Here is an 18593-nt window from a genome sequence, read left to right on the forward strand (position 1 = left end):
TGAGGAGATACAATTGTCCCAGCTTCCTGTCATTGTTGGTTTTGGTGGTATAAACCCTGCTGGACGTGCCTCATTTCACCATGCTTATCGCCGTTTAATCATCGATAAGCTGGATTCTAAATCTCGCACTGAGACATTAACCGATCTCGCTATTCTGACTGGCCTAGCAACAACATCTGAAGGCCAATATCTAAACCAAGAAGGTGAAGTTTGCACTGCAGAGTCCCTTATTGAGTCTCTACAAGAACAACTACTCAATAGCACTCTAATCCGACAGATCGAAGATAGCTGTTTTGACGTCAACAACGTCATGTTTAATAAGCCAGCAAGCATCAATTTAGGTGACGAAACCTTAAGATTCCAGTTACGTAAACGCCAAATGCCGCAAAACATTCCAAGCAATTGGCAAGTGACGGAGACATCTTCTGGGCAATTTTATATTGAAGTCACAGGTAAATTAGAAGCAATTTTACCGGATAGCAAAACAGCACCTGTTCAATCGGCAGGCCAGCTGCCTAGCGGCTTCCAACCAGGCAAACTCTACCAATCTCGTAATCACCCACGTAATCTGCAAATGACTGTTTTTGCGGCATCAGATGCGATCTCTTCAAGCGGCATCCCATTTGAACGCATCAGTGCTTACGTTGCACCAGACCAGATTGCAGTTTATGCCAGTAACTCTATTGGTCAATTAGATGATTTTGGTTTTGGTGGATTAACTAAATTCCCAGCGATTGGTAAGCGCACAACATCTAAACAGATGCCTCTTGGCTATGCGCAAATGCCAGCCGATTTTGTGAATGCTTATATTCTAGGAAATGTAGGAACGACTGGCGGCGCTTTAGGTGCTTGTGCAACCTTCCTATATAACTTGCGCAGTGGCGTTAATGATATCCGCAGCGGTCGTCGCAAAGTAGTTTTAGTTGGTGGCAGCGATGCCCCAATCACCCCAGAAGTTATCGAAGGCTTCCGCGCGATGGGCGCACTTGCTGAAGATAAGGACCTTTTGGCATTAGACAATCTTGCTGAACTCACCAGCGATGACTACCGCAAAGCATGTCGTCCGTTTGGTAATAACTGTGGATTCACCATTGGCGAAAGTAGCCAATTTGTTCTATTGATGAGTGATGATCTAGCTGTTGAGTTAGGCGCCGAAATCTATGGTGCTGTACCAGAAGTATTTGTTAATGCTGACGGCCATAAGAAATCGATCTCTGCTCCAGGCGTAGGCAACTATATTACTCTAGCTAAGTCAGCCTCTTTGATCCGTTCGATGCTAGGTGAAGAATCACTTCAACAACGCAGTTTTGTTCAAGCCCACGGGACAAGCACTCCGCAAAACCGCGTAACCGAATCTCATGTTATCAACGAGACAGCTAAAGCCTTCTCGATTGATAACTGGACGGTTTCCGCAGTTAAGTGCTATTTAGGTCACTCCCAAGGTACCGCTGGCGGTGATCAATTGAGTACCTCTCTAGGTACTTGGAAATACGGCTATATCCCAGGCATCGTAACAACACCTACGTTTGCTGATGATGTTCACAAGAGCAACCTGAATCTAAGCAACCAACACCATGACGTGGGTGCTACCGGCATGGACTCTGTACTTTTGAATTCTAAAGGCTTCGGTGGCAACAACGCATCTGCACCTGTACTAGCGCCACATGTTGTACACAACATGCTTAAAAAACGTTACAGCGCTACACAATTAAAAGAGTATCAGAACAAGCTTGAGCAGACGCGTGCTGTCGCGAGTGCTTATGACCAAGCAGCCATTCTCGGTGAAGCTAAACCAATCTATCGCTACGACCACAATGTGCTACAAGGCGAAGATCTTAAAATCACTGATTCACAAATAAAACTTCCAGGCTATGCCAACCCTGTGAGCTTAGAAGTTAGTAACCCTTTTGAAGACCTTTGCTAAATAAGGATATAAGTATGCGTAATGCAGTATTACTTTTGATTGCAGGTTTAAGCTTAAGCGGCTGCATGAGCATGGACTCATTATCCCTAGGCAAATCGGAGCCTACCGAGACTGACTATTACCTAGTGGATACAAAGTTTCGCTTTATCTGCTTAGGCAATACCACTCAATGTCGCGATATGACTAAGATTGTCTCTTCTCGTTCTCAGCTAGCGCCTATTGAAGAAGCTTACGGCACTAAAGTTAAAGGGCCAAACTACCCAGTATCACTTACTCGTATGCTTCTAAACCCTGCCGATGGCAGTTACACCAGCTCACCTGCAGGCACTACAGGCCGCTACTTTAAGATTCCTGTTAACGACAAGACCCAAATCGCTTGGGATGCTCTAGGCACTATTGAAAGCGGTTTATATTAAGCGCAATAGGTTCTTTGATTGCTGGGTAGTGATAGCTGCAACCTCCTCCACAGCTATTTGACGAAGTTCTGCTATCACTTCTGCCACCTTTGCCACATTCGCTGGCAGATTAACCTCCCCCTGATGCCCAGCTAAAGGCATATCCGGCGCATCCGTTTCTAACACAAAAGACTCCAGCGGCAATTCTTGCACAAGCCGCCGAATTTTCTTCGCCCGCTCATAAGTAACCGTTCCACCAATACCCAATTTGAAACCTAAATCCAGATATTGTCGTGCTTGTTGCTCACTTCCAGAGAAAGCATGCACAATACCACCTCGCTCTAGCTGAATTAGCCGCAACTGTTTTAACATCTGATCATGCGCTTTACGAACATGCAGCAATACGGGCAGGTTAAACTTCTTCGCCAAAGCCAATTGTTCATTCAAATAGAGTAATTGTTGATCTAGATTGGCCTCAGGAATGAAAAGATCCAACCCTATCTCACCTACAGCGCAAACCTGCTCAGTCGCCAACAAGGTTTCTAAAATTTCAAGATCTGCTGGAGTGTGCTTTGCCATAAAGCAGGGATGTAAACCAAGCCCGGCGTGGAGATCATGATCCGACTTAACCAGACTCAATAAGTCTTGCCACCTATCAGCGATGACACTAGGCACGACAATATCGCTTACACCGGCGATTCTTGCCTGAAGAAGTATTTCTTTCCGAGAAAGATCGAATTCTGAAAAGTCTAAATGACAGTGGCTATCGATAAATTGCATAGCATTAGATTAGGGCGGGAAATATATGGCTGCAAGCCTAGATGCTTGCAGCCATTTATTTAGTGGTAAGTGGTTTAGTGCTCGCGTGTAGCGCGGAAAGCTACATCAGGCCAACGTTCTTCAGCCAAACTCAAGTTCACGCGTGTTGGTGCTAAGTAAGTCAGAAGACCACTGCCATCGATTGCCAAGTTATCGTGATTCTTCTTCTGGAAGTCAGACAACATTTTATCATCATCACACTCAGCCCAGCGCGCTGTCTGCACACTGATCGGCTCGTACTTACACTCAACCTTGTATTCATCTTTCAATCGGAATACAACAACATCAAACTGTAGCTGACCTACCGCACCCAAAATTAGGTCATTATTTTTCAACGGCTGGAACAACTGCACTGCACCCTCTTCCGATAGCTGCTGCAAACCTTTCTGTAGCTGCTTCATTTTTAGTGGATCCAATGGGCGCACACGACGGAACATTTCCGGCGCGAAGTGAGGGATACCTGTAAATTTAAGATCTTCACCTGCAGTAAACGTATCACCGATCTGGATCGTACCGTGGTTATGCAAACCGATGATATCACCAGACCATGCTTCCTCTACGTTCTCACGATCACCTGCGATAAAGGTTACCGCATCGGCAATTTTCACATCCTTTTTGATACGTGCATGACGCATCTTCATGCCTTTGCTGTACTTACCGGAACAGATTCGCATAAAAGCAATACGGTCACGGTGTTTCGGATCCATATTGGCTTGAATCTTAAAGATAAAACCACTGAATTTTTCTTCAGCCGGTTCAACTTCACGGGTTAGTGTCGCACGTGGAATTGGCGCAGGCGCCCACTCAACGAAATCATTTAGCATCTCACGAACACCAAAGTTCGCCAAAGCCGTACCAAAGAAGACAGGGGTCAGCTTGCCCGCCATAAACTCTTCTTTATCAAACTCATGAGTTGCACCACGAACCAGCTCCACTTCATCAAGGAAGTCTTCGTAGATATCACCTAAAAGTTCTTTAGCTTGATCACTCTCAAGACCTTTAACCTGAATATCTTCAGGAATAGTATGACCTTGGCCTGGCTGGAAGACATGAATCGTATCGGTATAAAGGTTATACACACCTTTAAAACGCGGTCCCATTTCGATTGGCCAAGTAATAGGCGCAGCAGCAATCTTCAGAACTTCTTCGATCTCGTCTAGCAGTTCAATCGGATCACGAATCTCACGGTCCATTTTGTTCACAAACGAGAAAATTGGCGTGTCACGCAGACGACAAACTTCCATCAGCTTAATGGTTCGATCTTCGACACCTTTCGCACCATCCACAACCATCAACGCAGAATCCACTGCCGTTAATGTGCGGTAAGTATCCTCAGAGAAATCTTCGTGACCCGGAGTATCCAACAGGTTAACCATGCGACCGTTGTACGGGAACTGCATAACAGAAGAGGTGATCGAGATACCACGCTCTTGCTCCATCGACATCCAGTCAGATGTAGCCATACGATCGCCTTTTTTCCCTTTTACACTACCCGCTTGCTGAATCAACTGTCCAAACAACAACAGCTTTTCAGTAATGGTCGTTTTACCCGCATCGGGGTGGGAAATAATCGCAAAGGTGCGGCGTTGATTAACTTCTTCTTGCAGGATACTCATGGATAAACATCATTTATGGTGACAGAAAGCAGGCATTATACTCTGACTGTGACAAATTACCTCCACTGCGACATTTTGCCTCGTCAGTTTTTCATTACTCTACGGTATAATCCTTTCATGGCTAATCATCGCGATAATTTAATTCAGCTTTCTTACATCAGAACCGTCACCCTGTTCGGGCAATGTATCGCGGTTATCTTTGCGATTTACGGTTTACAGGCCGATCTTAAAGTATGGCTAGTTGGCACAACCCTGGCCGCCTTAGCGCTGCTAAATGTGATGACTTACGCTCGCCTTTTTTCACCTTGGCCTGTCACGGAGCCTGAGTTTTTCTCTCAATTGATCGCAGATATGGCGCTGTATGGCGCGCTATTATTTCATATGGGGGGAGCAACCAATCCCTTTATATTCTTACTGCTCGTCCCGCTGATTATATCTTCAGCCACCATGTCGAGAGCTTATGTCTGGCTGATAGCCTTCATGATCATCGCCATCTATAGCTCTTTGCTGTTTTATTACGAACCTCTAGTTCAGCTGGATAACAGTCATCAGCACCGCATTATGGAGCTGTTCGATATCCATATTTTAGGAATGTGGATCAACTTCCTCCTAACAGTAATTGTTGTAACCTATTTTATTGTACGCATGCGCCAATCCATGCAGATACAGCAAGAGACATTGGATCAAGAACGCGAGAAACGCATTCAAGATCAACAGCTTCTATCGCTCGCCAATATGGCTGCCGGCACAGCTCATGAACTGGGGACACCATTGAGCACCATGCAAGTTCTACTAAATGAATTAGAGCATGAGCACGCTGAAAACCCAGAGTTAGTAGAAGACCTACAACTCTTACGTCAACAAACCGAACTTTGTGCACAACGCCTTAAACAGATGAGTCAAAGCGTGAAAGAGGAGCAGGCGACTGCGCAGCAGATGTCCACCATGGCATTGGTAGAAGATGTTATTGAGCAGTTTATGGTTCTTCGTCCAGAGGTGACTCGCACCTTCACTGTACAAGGTGACGGAGAACCTCCTTCATTAAACTGTACAACATCACTAAAACAATCCCTGTTAAATCTGCTAAATAACGCCGCAGATGCAGAGCCCGAAGATATCAATATCGAGCTAGACTGGGATCAACAGACAGTATATTTCCGCATCTACGACAACGGGCCGGGAATTAGCCTTGAACAGAGCAGCAATCTAGGTAAACCTTTTATCACCACAAAGGGTAAAGGCTTAGGAATAGGACTATTCCTTACTAGCACAACATTGGCACGCTATGATGGCGATGTAAGACTCTATAACCGCCCTGAAGGTGGTACGTTAACCGAAGTGACTCTTCCGATAAGGCATGCAGATGACTGAACGCTTTTTGATAGTTGATGACGATCCGGCATTCACCCGCGTACTCTCACGCGCAATGACACGTAGGGAGTTTGAAGTTCAAGTTGCACGTAGCGCCGAAGAAGCCGAAAAGCTGATCCAAACCTGGGTACCAGACCTAGCGACTGTCGATCTTAAAATGGATGGGGACTCCGGGCTGATACTGATCCCCAAACTTCGACAACAAAACCCTGCAATGAAAATTCTAATGCTGACGGGCTATGCAAGCATAGCCACAGCAGTAGAAGCGATCAAACTCGGCGCGACCCAATACCTTCCAAAGCCTGCAGATGCCGATCAAATTCTGACCGCTTTAAATAAGATTGAGGCAGATGCTGAAATGGAAGTGACTGAGCAGCCAATGTCGGTGAACCGCCTAGAATGGGAGCATATCCAAAAAGTGCTCAACGAACATGATGGTAATGTATCAGCAACAGCTCGAGCACTTGGCATGCACCGAAGGACCCTGCAGCGAAAACTATCTAAGCGCCCGGTAAAACGATAAAGCACTTTACTGATCGTCTATATAAACCTTGGCATCGAAGGTACGCACCCAATCAGGATGAAACACCAACATCCCAGTCAGGAATATCCCATTCATCAATCCTTCTGGGAACATAATCAGCGGCAGATAGCGTACATATTCGTGGATAATTTTCTCAACCGTGTATACACCGTCTAGCACTAGAATCGCACTGGCGGATAAGCCTGCAATAGCCGCGGAGAGACCTGCGCCTAAAAAACCACAAACGAATAAGAAAACAAAGAAATTCTTCATCATTTTAGCTTCGACAAAGCGATAGAGAATCCAAGTAGACGCGACAGGCAGCAGCACAGAACAGACGCCACTTAACAGCAAACCATCCCAGCTTTCCTTCCCCACAACCGCCATACCGACTAATGCAACAGTAGCCGAAAGTATCGCCAGATCCCAACCAAACACTAAGGTCATAATGGTCAAACCTAGAAAATGGATACCTAAACCTGGAGAAATACCCGCTCTCATGGACCACAAAGCCATTAGCAATGCAGTGGCACCAAATAACATATGCTGCAATGTTCGGTTATCACCTAATGTAGACCAAGGTGCATTTCTGATGGCATAAAAAAAAACCATACAGTACATAAGGGCACCACCAATCAACCAATATGAATGTAATAATCCTTCGGAGAAGCTCATATTTTTCTACTTTTTAATGATTAGGACGCATTTTACGTTGAAGATTAATTATCTACTTATATGATAAAGAGATACGGTATTTCTTTTGACGTGTATCACTTTTCCCTTAACCAATGTGGAGAATAAATGAACATCCTTGTAGTAGATGATGATCGTTTTATTCGTGAAATAATCAGCGCCGTTATTCAGGACGCCAATCATACACCTATTACCGCCTCTCAAGGAGATGAAGCCCTAGCTGCTCTAGACAAGGGTGGAATAGATTTAGTTTTAACCGATGTCGAAATGCCCGGCCTCAATGGTTTCGACCTCACACGCGAAATCCGCAACCGCTTTCCTAACGATTGGTTCCCTATTATTTTCCTCAGCGGTCAGAGTGATGAAAAGCACTACGAGGAAGGTATTGATGCGGGCGGTGACGATTACCTAACCAAACCGGTGAGTCCGATTGTCCTTAAAGCAAAAATATTAGCGATGGAACGTATCGCCAATATGAAGAAAGCCTTAGATGCAGCAAATTCTCGCCTTGAAAAGCTCAGCTCACAAGATCCACTTACAAAGATTTCTAACCGTCGAGATCTGGAAACTAACCTGTTAAAAGAGTGGAAACGCAACAAACGAGAGCAACTCGAGTTAGCAGCCATCATGCTCGATATAGATTTCTTTAAAACCTATAACGATCACTATGGCCACCAGCAAGGGGATGAATGTCTTAAAGCCGTCGCCAAGCTATTGAAAGGTCAGCTTAATCGCTCTCATGACCTTCTGGCACGCTATGGTGGTGAAGAGTTTGTCATTATCCTACCGGATACTGATATAGAGGGAGCAGAAAAGATCGCAAGCAACATTGTCGCCTCCTTAGCCACCAAAGCCATTCCTCATGTTAAGTCTCAAGCAGCAGAGCATGTGACTGTCAGCATGGGCATTAGCTCAACTGCTAACAATGCAGAAACACCCTCTGCACTGCTAAAGCAAGCCGATCAAGCGCTTTATAAAGCCAAGGACAGTGGTCGAAACCGCAGCTGCACCTTCTCTGATTAATTACAGAGTACTGGCTCTATAGACATACCCATTAGCACAGCGTCTTCGCGTTGCCCCCCTTGAACTGAAGGGTAGTAATTTTTTCGCACCCCTTCAGTTACAAAGCCACTTTTATCATACAACGCTATTGCAGCTAAGTTAGATTCCCTCACCTCAAGCATCACTCGAATAACGCCAGCATTTTGTAGCTGTTGAGCTCCCTGACTTACCAGGAGCTGTGCATAACCACACCCTTGGTGGGCTGGATCTATAGCTATCTGGAGCAGTTCCGCCTCATCTAGAACTTGCGAAAACATGACATAGCCAATTAAGTCCGGTGCATACAAACCAAGAGCGACAGATCGCTCTGATTCTATTTGCTGTAGGTATTGTTTAGCCGACCAGGCACCATGAGCGAAACAGGATTGAGCAATACGTTCTACTGCTGGAAGATCCTTGGCCTGAAGGTCATCAATGTTCATAGGAGAAGCTTAAGCAACGCTAGATTTCAGGTCTAACCAGATTTGACGTTTAATTCCCGGAAGCTGCATCGCTTCAGTCAAACTGTAGGTCGCAATCGCTTTAACGCCAGATTTAATCGTGAAGCTGATACCTTTAAGCTCTTCCAAGCTCTCTTTACGATCCATCACCATTTGAGCTGCAGCTTCACCAAAGAGAAGTACCGTTTGTACCTCTTCAGTTTGCAGTTCTTTTGACAGCTTATGCTGAACTGCACTAAGGGCCTGCTTATAACCCTGATCTAAGGTTTTGCTAGCAAACATCGGCCAAGGAAGCATAAAAGCAGCTCCAGCAGGACCTGATCGACCTAAAGCAGCCACGATGGCAGCAGCCAACTGTTGATAATTGTTAGCAAAATTTCCACCCTGAGGCGGTAGGCTATCCACAATCAACACACTGCCGATCCGCTGGAAGACAAGCTTAAAGACTGGTGCTTCATCCTGTTCCTGCGTTTGAACCTCATCAGGCTCAGCAACTACATCAGAACCCTCTGCGATAGGAACCACAGGTTTAGAAGCTGGTTTGTTAACCTCTTCTGACACTAAACCTAAAGCAGCGCGTGCTTCCGACATCCCCTGCTGCATAGTTTCAGGAGATGACTTTCTAGAAACAGGTGCTGTACTAGCTACATTTTGCTGCTGAGAGCAATTTGGAGAATCGAAAGGAATTTCTGGAGCGGGATACTGAAAGTCATCAACCCAATCAGGTGATGGTTTCGCTCCCGCGAGAGGGGCACAAGGTAGCCAGCTGGATATGCCCATTGCATCCAAATATTGATGCCTAAGCTGTTCTTGCTCCATAGCTACTACCTTGTCGTTACTTTACTTAAGAGCTCAATCCTCAATTAAACCTGAGGATGAGCTTTTTGAACGTTTGCATCCAGCATATTCAAAGCATGGATATAGGCTTTTGCAGATGCGATGATGATATCAGTATCCGCTCCTAGACCATTCACGATACGGCCGGCATTTTCCAAGCGTACAGTTACCTCACCTTGAGAGTCTGTTCCTTCTGTCACAGCGTTTACAGAGTAGATCTGTAAGCTCGCACCAGAATCTGCAATCATCTCAATCGCTTTAAATGCAGCATCCACTGGACCACCGCCAGTAGCTTCCGCTGTTTTCTCTTCGTCACCCACTTGCATCACAATCTTAGCCACAGGCGTCTCACCTGTTTGAGAAGTCACAGATAGGCTTGTTAGCTTGAACTGCTCACTGCTTGCTGTAGCGCGAGTATCACTTACTAGCGCCACTAGATCTTCGTCAAAAATCTCGCTCTTCTTATCAGCAAGTTCTTTAAAGCGAGAGAAAGCATTGTTTAGTTCAGAGTCTGTCGCAAATGTAGTGCCTAGCTCTTCTAAACGCGTACGGAACGCAGCACGGCCAGACAGCTTACCAAGCACCATACGGTTAGTATTCCAACCCACATCTTGAGCGGTCATGATCTCGTATGTTTCGCGGTGTTTAAGAACACCATCTTGGTGGATACCAGACTCGTGTGCGAATGCATTTGCACCTACGATTGCCTTGTTAGGCTGAACAGGGAAGCCTGTCACACTAGAGACTAAACGAGACGCCGGTACGATCTGAGTCGTATCGATATTCGTTTCAACGCCTAGGGTATCTTTACGGGTGCGAATCGCCATCACGATCTCTTCTAGAGAAGCATTACCTGCACGCTCGCCTAGACCGTTTACCGTACATTCAACCTGACGCGCACCGGCACCAACTGCAGCCAAAGAGTTAGCTACAGCTAAGCCTAAGTCGTTATGACAATGTACAGAGAAAATCGCTTTATCAGCATTTGGAATACGCTGGATTAGCTGACCGATTGTGTGAGCAAACTCACCCGGTACCGCATAACCAACAGTATCTGGGATGTTAATTGTACGTGCACCAGCATCGATTACTTTCTCGATGATACGGCACATAAAGTCCAATTCAGAGCGGCTCGCATCTTCTAACGAGAATTCAACGTCATCAATTAGGTTACGCGCACGCGTTACTGCTTTTACTGCTTGCTCAACCACTTGGTCAGGCTGCATCTGCAGTTTGTATTTCATGTGGATAGGTGACGTTGCAATGAAGGTATGGATACGACCCATTGCTGCATTCTGAAGTGCTTCACCAGCACGGTCGATATCAGCATCAAGCGCACGGGATAGAGAACAAACGCGACTTTCCGTCACAGCTTCTGCAATCGCTTTTACCGACTCAAAATCACCCGGACTCGCAATAGCAAAACCAGCCTCAATTACATCAACACGCATCTTCTCAAGCTGCTTAGCTACACGCAGCTTTTCATCACGCGTCATTGATGCACCAGGGCTTTGCTCGCCATCACGCAAAGTTGTATCAAAAATAATTACACGATTGTCATTGCTCATAAGGTTTGCTCCAAACCGACTCACCAGCGATCAATACTTACAATTATCGCTGCTCTCTAAATTCTTTACAAAATCTGTATTCAAAAAAAGGACAGGAGAGCACTATACTGTTCAAAAAGCAGGGATAGTTTTCAACGCTATCGACAATAAAAACCAGTCTTAAAACTTCGCGTTGCTTTACTCTCTTGATAGCTCATAGCTACAGGGATTTGTGTGGTAATCCAATGCCCACCACTATAACGCCGGGCGGCTGTTTTGCAACCCGTGTTTTCGGCAAATAACGAACAAGTAGAGAGATCATGTCCACAGAGTTTGATTATCAAATCAACCGTAAAGGTACAGCGAGTCAGAAGTGGGAAAAATACAGTGATAGCGACATCCTACCTATGTGGGTTGCCGACACTGACTTTATGTCTCCGCCTGCCGTGATTAAAGCGCTACATGAACGTATAGACCACGGTGTTTTTGGTTACACTAATGTTCCTGTTGAGCTTAATGAGCTGGTTATTGAAAGGATGCAGAACTTTTACGACTGGGAGGTCAATAGCAATGACATTGTTTGGTTACCCGGTTTAGTTTGCGGTCTAAACCTCGCTTGTCGTAGCCTCGGTAAAAGTGGAGATACGGTTTTAACCCCTAAACCTATCTACCCGCCTTTTATGTCGGCTCCTCGTCTCTCAGATCGTGAGGTTTGCACACTACCTATGCAGGACATTGATGGCCGCAAGATCATCGATTTTGATGCGTTAGAGAATGCCCTCACCGAAAGAACGCGACTTTTACTGTTTTGTAACCCTCATAACCCCGGTGGTACGGTCTATCGCAAAGAAGAACTGGAACAACTTGCCGAGATTATTATTAAACACGATCTCTATATCTGCTCAGACGAAATACACTGCGATTTGATTCTCGACCAAGGGCTACAACATACACCTATTGCCTCACTCAGCCCCGAGATCGCGGCAAGAACGATAACGCTCATGGCGCCAAGTAAAACCTTTAATATCGCCGGTTTGGGTTGTTCTTTTGCCATTATTGGTAATCCGGAACTACGTAAGAAATTTATTAATACTAAGAAAGGTGTAGTGCCTGATGTGAACCTACTTGGGTACACTGCAGCTATTGCAGCTTATCAGGAAGGGGAAGCATGGAATCAACAACAGCTTGATTACCTCAGAGCTAATCGCGATTACCTACAAAAGGAGATCAATCAGATCCCAGGTCTAAAGCTCGCCCCAATTGAAGCCACCTACCTTGCTTGGATTGATGTATCAGGAGCGAAATTGACCAACCCTGCACATTTTTTTGAGCAAGCTGGTATAGGTATGTCTCCGGGAAGAGACTTTGGCGACAATAACTATATGCGTTTGAATTTCGGCTGCACACGAAGCACGCTCGAAGAAGCCGTTCGCCGAATTAAACGTGCACTGGTCAATGAACTACCAGCCTAAAACCTAAAGATCCGACTTCGACTCAATCAGTTTAAGAGCGCGTTTCAATTCATCAAAATACTGCTCCGCTGAGAAATTCAGCGGAGCAAAATCTCGATAATCCCAACCTTCCTGTTTAGACCTAGCTGGATTATTCCAATTGTGCCAAGCAACGATATCTGAATAACAAGATTGCGTTAGGTTTAACTGCCAACAATCTATATCACCGCAGTTACACACAAATGGCGTCAATACGATCTCACTATCAGTACAAGCTCGCTGCAACATCTCTTGATTAAAACCACAGATGTAGGCGCCACTAATACTGCCTGCAAAAGCCGCTTCATAATCACTCACCCAATCAAGTAGTGGCTGATCATCAACCAAAATATCGCAATAGTGCCCAAGCTGGCTCTGATAACCACCGTAAACCAACTTAAACTCATTCATCGATTAGCATACCCCACTTAAGCACGCGGCAGATCAAAAGGGATAACATTGGCTAAGGAAGATTCCTGTAGCGCTAACATCAACAACCGATCAACACCTAAGGCTACGCCAGCACAATCAGGCATTCCTACCTCCAGCGCGTCCACAAGACGTGTATCAAGAGGGCGCTGCGGCAGATCCAATGTAGCTCTTTGCTTTTGGTCAGCATCTAATCGACGCTTTTGTTCGACACTATCTGTCAGTTCGTAATAGCCATTCGCCAGCTCAACGCCTCTGACAAACAGTTCAAACCTTGCTGCTACAGTTATTCCCGCTGAATTTTTTCGCACTCGCGCCAATGCTGCTTGGCTTTGTGGATAATCCATCACAAAAATGGCATCAACCTGTTCCAGCTGTGGTTCGATCACATGAGACATCAACAAATTCAGCCAAGTATCCGGATCAGAGTCATCTAGCTCGATATCTATATGCTTCCGCGTTTCTTTAATTAAGTCTTCTAAAATGACTTCTTCCGGCCTAAAACCTAAATAGCGGAAAAACAGATCCGAGTAGGTGATACGCTCTACTTGATCTAACTGTAAAACAGGCTTAATCAAGGCTTCAATTTCATCTATCAGGTCAGCATCATCAAAGCCCGGGCGATACCACTCCAACATAGTAAATTCAGGATTGTGACGACGACCATATTCGCCATTTCGAAACACCTTACTCATCTGATAGATCGGCCCACTGCCAGCAGCTAGTAAGCGTTTCATGGCATATTCAGGTGATGTTTGCAGATATAACTGTCGCCCTTCTGCGCCTAACGTTTCGCGGTAATCTACCTCAATGCTATCGATAAAAGGATCACTCACCGCACAGTTAGACATCACTGGCGTATCTACTTCTAATACACCTCTCTGCTTGAAAAAATCACGAATATATCCGAATAACTCGCCGCGTTTACGCAAGTTGTCTATTGAAGCTGAAGGCTGCCAATCATTCATACTGAAGTTACTTATTCCATCTAAAACCACTAGGCGTAACTTTATCAGCTTGCCCCCCTCCAATAAAAATTAAATCGATGAACCCACATACGTAACTGTCCATCTGTTTGGTCACTTCACTTATCCCCTTCTACACTTAAGTGCACTATGCATATCACCGAATAACGGTCGCTGTAGAGGTATGCAGCCATGACAACACCTAAAAACTGTTCTTATTGCAATCCAGATGGTTGGCAATGCAGTGAACCCGCCAATGACTCAGGCCTATGCTACTGGCACGACCCTTCTGTGGATAAAAGCCAGGATGAAGGCGTAAAGAACGCTGTGGAAAAATGGGCTCAAGCAGGCAAGCCTCTCGATGGATTTCAGTTAGCACGCGCGCAGTTGGAAGATATCAATTTGGTAAACCGTGGTAGCAAGCGCGGCTACCAATGTCGAGAAGCTGACTTTTACCGCGCGAATCTGCGCAATGCCCACTGTTTTGGATTAGACCTACGTGGTTCATCGTTGATGAAAAGTACTTTGGCAGGCGCCAACCTTCACTGTGCTCATTTAGAAAACTGTAATCTACTCGGCGCAGATCTCAGCCACACACGCTTGGAAAATATAGAGTGGGGGAAAGAGCTACAACAAGAAAGATTAGCCCTAAAAGCCTTTCAGCAGAACAACCCTCAAGAAGCCATATCTCTGTGCCAAGAAGCCGAAGAGGTCGCTCGTATTATTCGCAAACAATGCGAAAAAGAAGGGCTATTTGAAATCGCAGGTCACTTTTTTAAGAAAGAGATGAGGCTGCGGCGTTACCAGATGCCCCTATATAGCTCGCGGCGCATTATTTCAAAGGGGGTCGATCTGTTTTGTGGTTACGGCGAATCCCCTATCAGGGTCGTAATGTTTTCAGTCTGTCTGATATTGCTGTGCGCACTGGTGTATTTCTTTCTCGGAACAACCGCATCCAATCCAATCTACCCAGACAGCACCGGTGCCATAGCGATCTTCTTAGAATTCCTCAATGCGATTTACTTCAGCGTTGTAACCTTCACTACACTGGGCTATGGAGACATAGCACCTATAGGGCTCGCAAGGTTTGTTGCAGCTATTGAAGCCTTTTTAGGCAGTTTTACAATGGCGCTGTTTGTAGTGGTGTTCGTCAAGAAGATGACAAGGTAGGAGAAATAAAGTTAGGAGAGGAAAAGGGACAGAGTGATCTGCCCCTTAACAACATTACGCGCGAGAAACGTATTCGCCCGTACGTGTATCAATTTTTAGTACTTCACCTTCGTTGATAAACAAAGGAACGCGTACAACAGCGCCAGTGCTCAATGTAGCTGGTTTAGAACCACCCTGAGCAGTATCGCCTTTAAGGCCTGGATCTGTCTCAGTTACTTCTAACTCTACAAAGTTAGCAGGAGTCACAGAGATTGGGTTACCGTTGAACAAAGTAACCGTTACAGAGTCTTGCTCTTTCAACCATGGCTTAGCTTCAGCAACTGCGTTTTCGTCCGCACCTACCTGCTCAAAAGTATTTGGATCCATGAAGTACCATAGCTCACCATCGTAGTATGAGTATTCCATAGTCGTATCCATTACATCAGCCTGCTCAACGCTCTCACCTGATTTAAAGGTACGTTCCCAGATACGACCGGACATCAGGTTACGCAACTTAACACGTGTGAACGCCTGACCTTTACCTGGTTTTACAAATTCAACGTCAACCATTGCGCATGGATCGCCGTCGATCATTACTTTCTGACCATTTTTAAACTGGTTAGTAGAAATGTTGCCCATAATGTTCTCTGTATCTCTTGTAAGTTTTTCTCAACCAACAAACCCTGTTGATCGTAAAATTGACAGACATTCTACTTGAAAGGAAAATGCGAGCAACTTTCAGTCGTAATTCCGTACAAAAACATCATGAATTCTATTTCTAATCCCATTCCCGTCACGGAAGAAGCCGACTGGCAACAGCTCCTGAGTCACACAGTTGATGATCCAGCCGAGCTGCTTAAGCTATTAGATCTCCCCGCATCACTACTTCATGGCGCGCAACAAGGGAGCAATCTCTTCTCACTAAAAGTGCCAAAGCCATTTCTACAGCGGATAGAAAAAGGTAATCCAAACGATCCTTTGTTACGCCAAATTCTACCGCTAGATGCAGAAAGCGCGGATATTCCAGGCTATGTCACCGACCCTCTTGCAGAGATGGCTGCAAACCACAGTGATGGACTTATCCACAAATACCATGGTCGTGTACTGCTTATTCTAAGTGGAGCTTGTGCAGTAAATTGTCGTTACTGCTTTCGCCGCCATTTCCCCTATCAAGACAACCGCTTAGGTTCTGGGCAATGGCAACAAGTACTTGAGTACTTAAATGCAAATAAAAGCATTACCGAAGTAATTTTTTCAGGAGGCGATCCCCTTGCAACCTCGGATAAACGCTTATGCAGAATGATTACTGATTTAGAAGAGATCCCTCATCTAAAACGGTTAAGAATTCACACCCGTTTACCAATAGTAATCCCGCAGCGGGTCACCTCCGAGTTAACCACACTCTTTGCTAATAGCCGTTTCGATATCGCGATGGTTCTTCATGCCAACCATGCTAATGAACTGGATCAACAGGTTGAGCAAGCTAGCGCAGATCTAAGAACAGCAAACGTTACCGTCTTAAACCAAGCAGTGTTGCTCAAAGGCATAAATGACAGCCTAGCCGCGCTAACAGATCTGAGTGAGAAGCTCTTTCATTTCGGAATTCTACCCTATTACTTATTCACCCTAGACCCGGTAAAAGGCGCAGCTCACTTTGATATCCCTGACGAGCAAGCCATAGCGTTGCACCAACAACTGCAGGCAACATTACCGGGTTACCTAGTACCAAAGCTTGCTCGCGAGATTCCTGGCAAGGGTTCTAAAACACTGTTGTTCTAACCCCGCCGTTCTTACGAAAGGAAACTGAAACTTTTTCATATTCTTAGTTTCATCCTTTGCTTCCCTCGACTGCTGCCGATAACTATCGAATGGAGTAATTAGCACTAGAGGGTGAAGCAATGCGTATTGCCGCTTCTGATATTGCACTGGAGAGTGCAGCGCACCAATCAACCTATACCGAAATAAGAGAGCATCTAACCGAGGGGTATGTTCGCGCTGGCGATGCTTTCAATAAAGAGAACTTGGTCGAAGGCAGCCACAGGGAGCGGGTGGTAAAAGAGGTAAATCAAAGCACTCAAGCTAATGACTCAACCTATGCCGATTTCCGCAAACAGATGGAACGGGAAAATGTCGGTAAATACAGCCTTGATCAGCTAATCACAAAGACGACGGGGAGTAGCTCAAGTCTATTTGAGCTAAACCCAGAAGATAAAATCAAAATTGAGCTTCTAAAAAAGCTGTTTGAAAGCATGACAGGCAAAAGCTTCAACGTCGGCATGTTAGATGCGCAAGCTGTAGGAAATAGCGGTAACAATTCTACTACTGAGCAAGCGACGACATCCGCCAGCCAACTGAGTATTACTTCTGGCGAAGCCCTAGAACACGGCTTTGAATACAGCTACAGCGAAACCACGACCTCGACCGAGCAAGTCCAGTTTCAAGTCCAAGGGCAAGTGCGTACTGCAGACGGTCGGGTTATCGATCTTAACCTACAACTCAATATGAGCCGTTCACTCAGCGAGAATCACAGTTTTCAAATTCGTTTGGGGGCAGCGCTTAAAGATCCTCTCGTGATCAACTTTTCTGGCCAAGCCGCCGAACTTAGCGCCGATACAATTGAGTTCGATATAGATAGCGATGGTGAGCTGGATACCGTTCATCGTCTTGATGACTCGAGCGGTTATATCGCCCTCGACAAAAACAACAATGGTGCAATTGATAATGGTAACGAGCTGTTTGGCGCACAGTCAGGTAATGGCTTTAAAGAGCTCGCAGCCTACGATGATGATAACAACGGTTTTATCGATGAAGGCGATGCGATCTGGGATCAATTACGCATCTGGGTTCAGCACAATGATGGCAGTAGCAGCATGTTCACCTTAGCCGACAAAGATATTGGCGCTTTATATCTCGGTTATTCCCGTACGGATTGGGAGCTAAGTGCTGGCCAATATAGTGACGAAATGGCAGGAAAGATTCGTGCAACAGGCCTTTTTCTTACAGAGGAAGGCGAGACCGGCACCTTACAGCAGGTTGATCTAGTCGTGTAACTATAAAGCCTTTTGCTAACCCTTAAATCACGCTTACTAATTCCCCCCTCAATTTTATCCAAATTGGGGCAAACAGGTTAAATCATCCCCCTCAAAAAACCGCTTTTGCTCCTTTTTGGCACACCGACTACGTAACTTTTTTGCGCAGTTTTATTGCTATTTTTTTGACCAAGCTAATTTATGGTGCACAGCAACATAAAGAGCAATCCTATTCATACATATAAAAAACATTAATCTAACCTATTGAATTTAAATAGATTTAAATAAAAAAATGTACATACAA

The 18593-nt window shown here is 45.3% G+C and carries 18 protein-coding genes; 9 read left to right on the forward strand and 9 right to left on the reverse strand.

Features of this window, described 5'->3' with window-relative positions:
• Positions 1 to 13 precede the first annotated feature (13 nt).
• Positions 14 to 1924 (forward strand): beta-ketoacyl synthase, encoded by a 1911-nt coding sequence (locus ACMXYX_RS15000; protein ID WP_415896988.1) that lies wholly within the window; start codon positions 14 to 16, stop codon positions 1922 to 1924.
• Positions 1925 to 1938: 14 nt separating this feature from the next.
• The gene (locus ACMXYX_RS15005) at positions 1939 to 2340 is read left to right on the forward strand and encodes a hypothetical protein (RefSeq protein ID WP_415906194.1); all 402 of its coding nucleotides are present in this window, start codon (positions 1939 to 1941) and stop codon (positions 2338 to 2340) included.
• On the opposite strand, the gene ACMXYX_RS15010 is transcribed toward ACMXYX_RS15005, so the two are convergent.
• Both ACMXYX_RS15010 and ACMXYX_RS15015 read right to left on the reverse strand, forming a co-directional pair.
• Positions 2332 to 3099, reverse strand: a complete 768-nt coding sequence (locus tag ACMXYX_RS15010) for a TatD family hydrolase (protein WP_415906195.1) — start codon at positions 3097 to 3099, stop codon at positions 2332 to 2334. The genes ACMXYX_RS15005 and ACMXYX_RS15010 overlap by 9 nt on opposite strands.
• 74 nt (positions 3100 to 3173) lie before the next feature.
• Positions 3174 to 4754, reverse strand: a complete 1581-nt coding sequence (locus tag ACMXYX_RS15015; RefSeq protein WP_415882465.1) for a peptide chain release factor 3 — start codon at positions 4752 to 4754, stop codon at positions 3174 to 3176.
• A 117-nt stretch (positions 4755 to 4871) separates the two neighbouring features.
• On the opposite strand from ACMXYX_RS15015, the gene ACMXYX_RS15020 reads away from it, so the two are divergent.
• Entirely contained in the window at positions 4872 to 6125 is a 1254-nt protein-coding gene (locus ACMXYX_RS15020; RefSeq protein WP_415906196.1) for an ATP-binding protein, read from the forward strand.
• Complete coding sequence (locus tag ACMXYX_RS15025) at positions 6112 to 6648, forward strand: response regulator transcription factor (protein ID WP_415882467.1); 537 nt, start codon at positions 6112 to 6114, stop codon at positions 6646 to 6648. Before ACMXYX_RS15020 ends, ACMXYX_RS15025 begins: the two co-directional genes overlap by 14 nt.
• Before the next feature lie 6 nt (positions 6649 to 6654).
• Here the strand turns inward: ACMXYX_RS15025 and ACMXYX_RS15030 are convergent, their stop codons facing one another.
• Positions 6655 to 7323, reverse strand: coding sequence for an energy-coupling factor ABC transporter permease (locus ACMXYX_RS15030; RefSeq protein WP_415882468.1), 669 nt, complete (start codon positions 7321 to 7323; stop codon positions 6655 to 6657).
• Positions 7324 to 7449: 126 nt separating this feature from the next.
• Here ACMXYX_RS15030 and ACMXYX_RS15035 point away from each other — a divergent pair, with 126 nt between their 5' ends.
• Entirely contained in the window at positions 7450 to 8364 is a 915-nt protein-coding gene (locus ACMXYX_RS15035) for a GGDEF domain-containing protein (RefSeq protein WP_415906197.1), read from the forward strand.
• Here ACMXYX_RS15035 and rimI read toward each other — a convergent pair.
• Genes rimI through ACMXYX_RS15050 form a run of 3 tightly spaced genes read right to left on the reverse strand, consistent with a single transcriptional unit; the run spans position 8361 to position 11248 of the window.
• Positions 8361 to 8825, reverse strand: a complete 465-nt coding sequence (gene rimI / locus ACMXYX_RS15040; RefSeq protein ID WP_415882470.1) for a ribosomal protein S18-alanine N-acetyltransferase — start codon at positions 8823 to 8825, stop codon at positions 8361 to 8363. The genes ACMXYX_RS15035 and rimI overlap by 4 nt on opposite strands.
• A gap of 9 nt (positions 8826 to 8834) precedes the next feature.
• Entirely contained in the window at positions 8835 to 9662 is an 828-nt protein-coding gene (locus ACMXYX_RS15045) for a hypothetical protein (protein WP_415906198.1), read from the reverse strand.
• Positions 9663 to 9706: 44 nt separating this feature from the next.
• Positions 9707 to 11248, reverse strand: coding sequence for a 2-isopropylmalate synthase (locus tag ACMXYX_RS15050; protein ID WP_415896994.1), 1542 nt, complete (start codon positions 11246 to 11248; stop codon positions 9707 to 9709).
• A 299-nt stretch (positions 11249 to 11547) separates the two neighbouring features.
• On the opposite strand from ACMXYX_RS15050, the gene ACMXYX_RS15055 reads away from it, so the two are divergent.
• A complete protein-coding gene (locus tag ACMXYX_RS15055) occupies positions 11548 to 12699 on the forward strand; it encodes a MalY/PatB family protein (protein ID WP_415896995.1) in 1152 nt (383 codons plus the stop codon).
• A 3-nt stretch (positions 12700 to 12702) separates the two neighbouring features.
• Here ACMXYX_RS15055 and ACMXYX_RS15060 read toward each other — a convergent pair whose 3' ends face one another.
• On the reverse strand, positions 12703 to 13128 hold the full coding sequence (locus ACMXYX_RS15060; protein ID WP_415906199.1) for a hypothetical protein: 426 nt from the start codon (positions 13126 to 13128) through the stop codon (positions 12703 to 12705).
• A 17-nt stretch (positions 13129 to 13145) separates the two neighbouring features.
• Positions 13146 to 14114 (reverse strand): elongation factor P--(R)-beta-lysine ligase, encoded by a 969-nt coding sequence (gene epmA, locus ACMXYX_RS15065; protein ID WP_415896996.1) that lies wholly within the window; start codon positions 14112 to 14114, stop codon positions 13146 to 13148.
• Positions 14115 to 14303: 189 nt separating this feature from the next.
• Here epmA and ACMXYX_RS15070 point away from each other — a divergent pair, with 189 nt between their 5' ends.
• On the forward strand, positions 14304 to 15281 hold the full coding sequence (locus ACMXYX_RS15070) for an ion channel (protein WP_415896997.1): 978 nt from the start codon (positions 14304 to 14306) through the stop codon (positions 15279 to 15281).
• 54 nt (positions 15282 to 15335) lie between these two features.
• On the opposite strand, the gene efp is transcribed toward ACMXYX_RS15070, so the two are convergent.
• Positions 15336 to 15899 (reverse strand): elongation factor P, encoded by a 564-nt coding sequence (efp, locus tag ACMXYX_RS15075; RefSeq protein WP_415882477.1) that lies wholly within the window; start codon positions 15897 to 15899, stop codon positions 15336 to 15338.
• 126 nt (positions 15900 to 16025) lie between these two features.
• Between efp and epmB the strand changes: the two genes are divergently transcribed.
• Both epmB and ACMXYX_RS15085 read left to right on the forward strand, forming a co-directional pair.
• Positions 16026 to 17039 carry an EF-P beta-lysylation protein EpmB gene (gene epmB / locus ACMXYX_RS15080; protein ID WP_415896998.1) on the forward strand — a complete coding sequence of 338 codons (1014 nt, stop codon included), beginning with the start codon at positions 16026 to 16028 and terminating at the stop codon, positions 17037 to 17039.
• A 119-nt stretch (positions 17040 to 17158) separates the two neighbouring features.
• Complete coding sequence (locus ACMXYX_RS15085; RefSeq protein ID WP_415896999.1) at positions 17159 to 18310, forward strand: hypothetical protein; 1152 nt, start codon at positions 17159 to 17161, stop codon at positions 18308 to 18310.
• The last annotated feature ends 283 nt before the right edge of the window (positions 18311 to 18593 follow it).

The sequence above is a fragment of the Neptuniibacter sp. QD72_48 genome, assembly GCF_047778065.1.
In the GTDB taxonomy this organism is placed as follows: Bacteria; Pseudomonadota; Gammaproteobacteria; order Pseudomonadales; family Balneatricaceae; genus Neptuniibacter.

Bases quoted from the DNA above. Each gene is read 5' to 3' on its own strand.
- ACMXYX_RS15005 (WP_415906194.1), top strand. From the start codon at position 1,939: ATGCGTAATGCAGTATTACTTTTGATTGCAGGTTTAAGCTTAAGCGGC.
- ACMXYX_RS15010 (WP_415906195.1), bottom strand. From the start codon at position 3,099: ATGCAATTTATCGATAGCCACTGTCATTTAGACTTTTCAGAATTCGAT.
- ACMXYX_RS15015 (WP_415882465.1), bottom strand. From the start codon at position 4,754: ATGAGTATCCTGCAAGAAGAAGTTAATCAACGCCGCACCTTTGCGATT.
- ACMXYX_RS15020 (WP_415906196.1), top strand. From the start codon at position 4,872: ATGGCTAATCATCGCGATAATTTAATTCAGCTTTCTTACATCAGAACC.
- ACMXYX_RS15025 (WP_415882467.1), top strand. From the start codon at position 6,112: ATGCAGATGACTGAACGCTTTTTGATAGTTGATGACGATCCGGCATTC.
- ACMXYX_RS15030 (WP_415882468.1), bottom strand. From the start codon at position 7,323: ATGAGCTTCTCCGAAGGATTATTACATTCATATTGGTTGATTGGTGGT.
- ACMXYX_RS15035 (WP_415906197.1), top strand. From the start codon at position 7,450: ATGAACATCCTTGTAGTAGATGATGATCGTTTTATTCGTGAAATAATC.
- rimI (WP_415882470.1), bottom strand. From the start codon at position 8,825: ATGAACATTGATGACCTTCAGGCCAAGGATCTTCCAGCAGTAGAACGT.
- ACMXYX_RS15045 (WP_415906198.1), bottom strand. From the start codon at position 9,662: ATGGAGCAAGAACAGCTTAGGCATCAATATTTGGATGCAATGGGCATA.
- ACMXYX_RS15050 (WP_415896994.1), bottom strand. From the start codon at position 11,248: ATGAGCAATGACAATCGTGTAATTATTTTTGATACAACTTTGCGTGAT.
- ACMXYX_RS15055 (WP_415896995.1), top strand. From the start codon at position 11,548: ATGTCCACAGAGTTTGATTATCAAATCAACCGTAAAGGTACAGCGAGT.
- ACMXYX_RS15060 (WP_415906199.1), bottom strand. From the start codon at position 13,128: ATGAATGAGTTTAAGTTGGTTTACGGTGGTTATCAGAGCCAGCTTGGG.
- epmA (WP_415896996.1), bottom strand. From the start codon at position 14,114: ATGAATGATTGGCAGCCTTCAGCTTCAATAGACAACTTGCGTAAACGC.
- ACMXYX_RS15070 (WP_415896997.1), top strand. From the start codon at position 14,304: ATGACAACACCTAAAAACTGTTCTTATTGCAATCCAGATGGTTGGCAA.
- efp (WP_415882477.1), bottom strand. From the start codon at position 15,899: ATGGGCAACATTTCTACTAACCAGTTTAAAAATGGTCAGAAAGTAATG.
- epmB (WP_415896998.1), top strand. From the start codon at position 16,026: ATGAATTCTATTTCTAATCCCATTCCCGTCACGGAAGAAGCCGACTGG.
- ACMXYX_RS15085 (WP_415896999.1), top strand. From the start codon at position 17,159: ATGCGTATTGCCGCTTCTGATATTGCACTGGAGAGTGCAGCGCACCAA.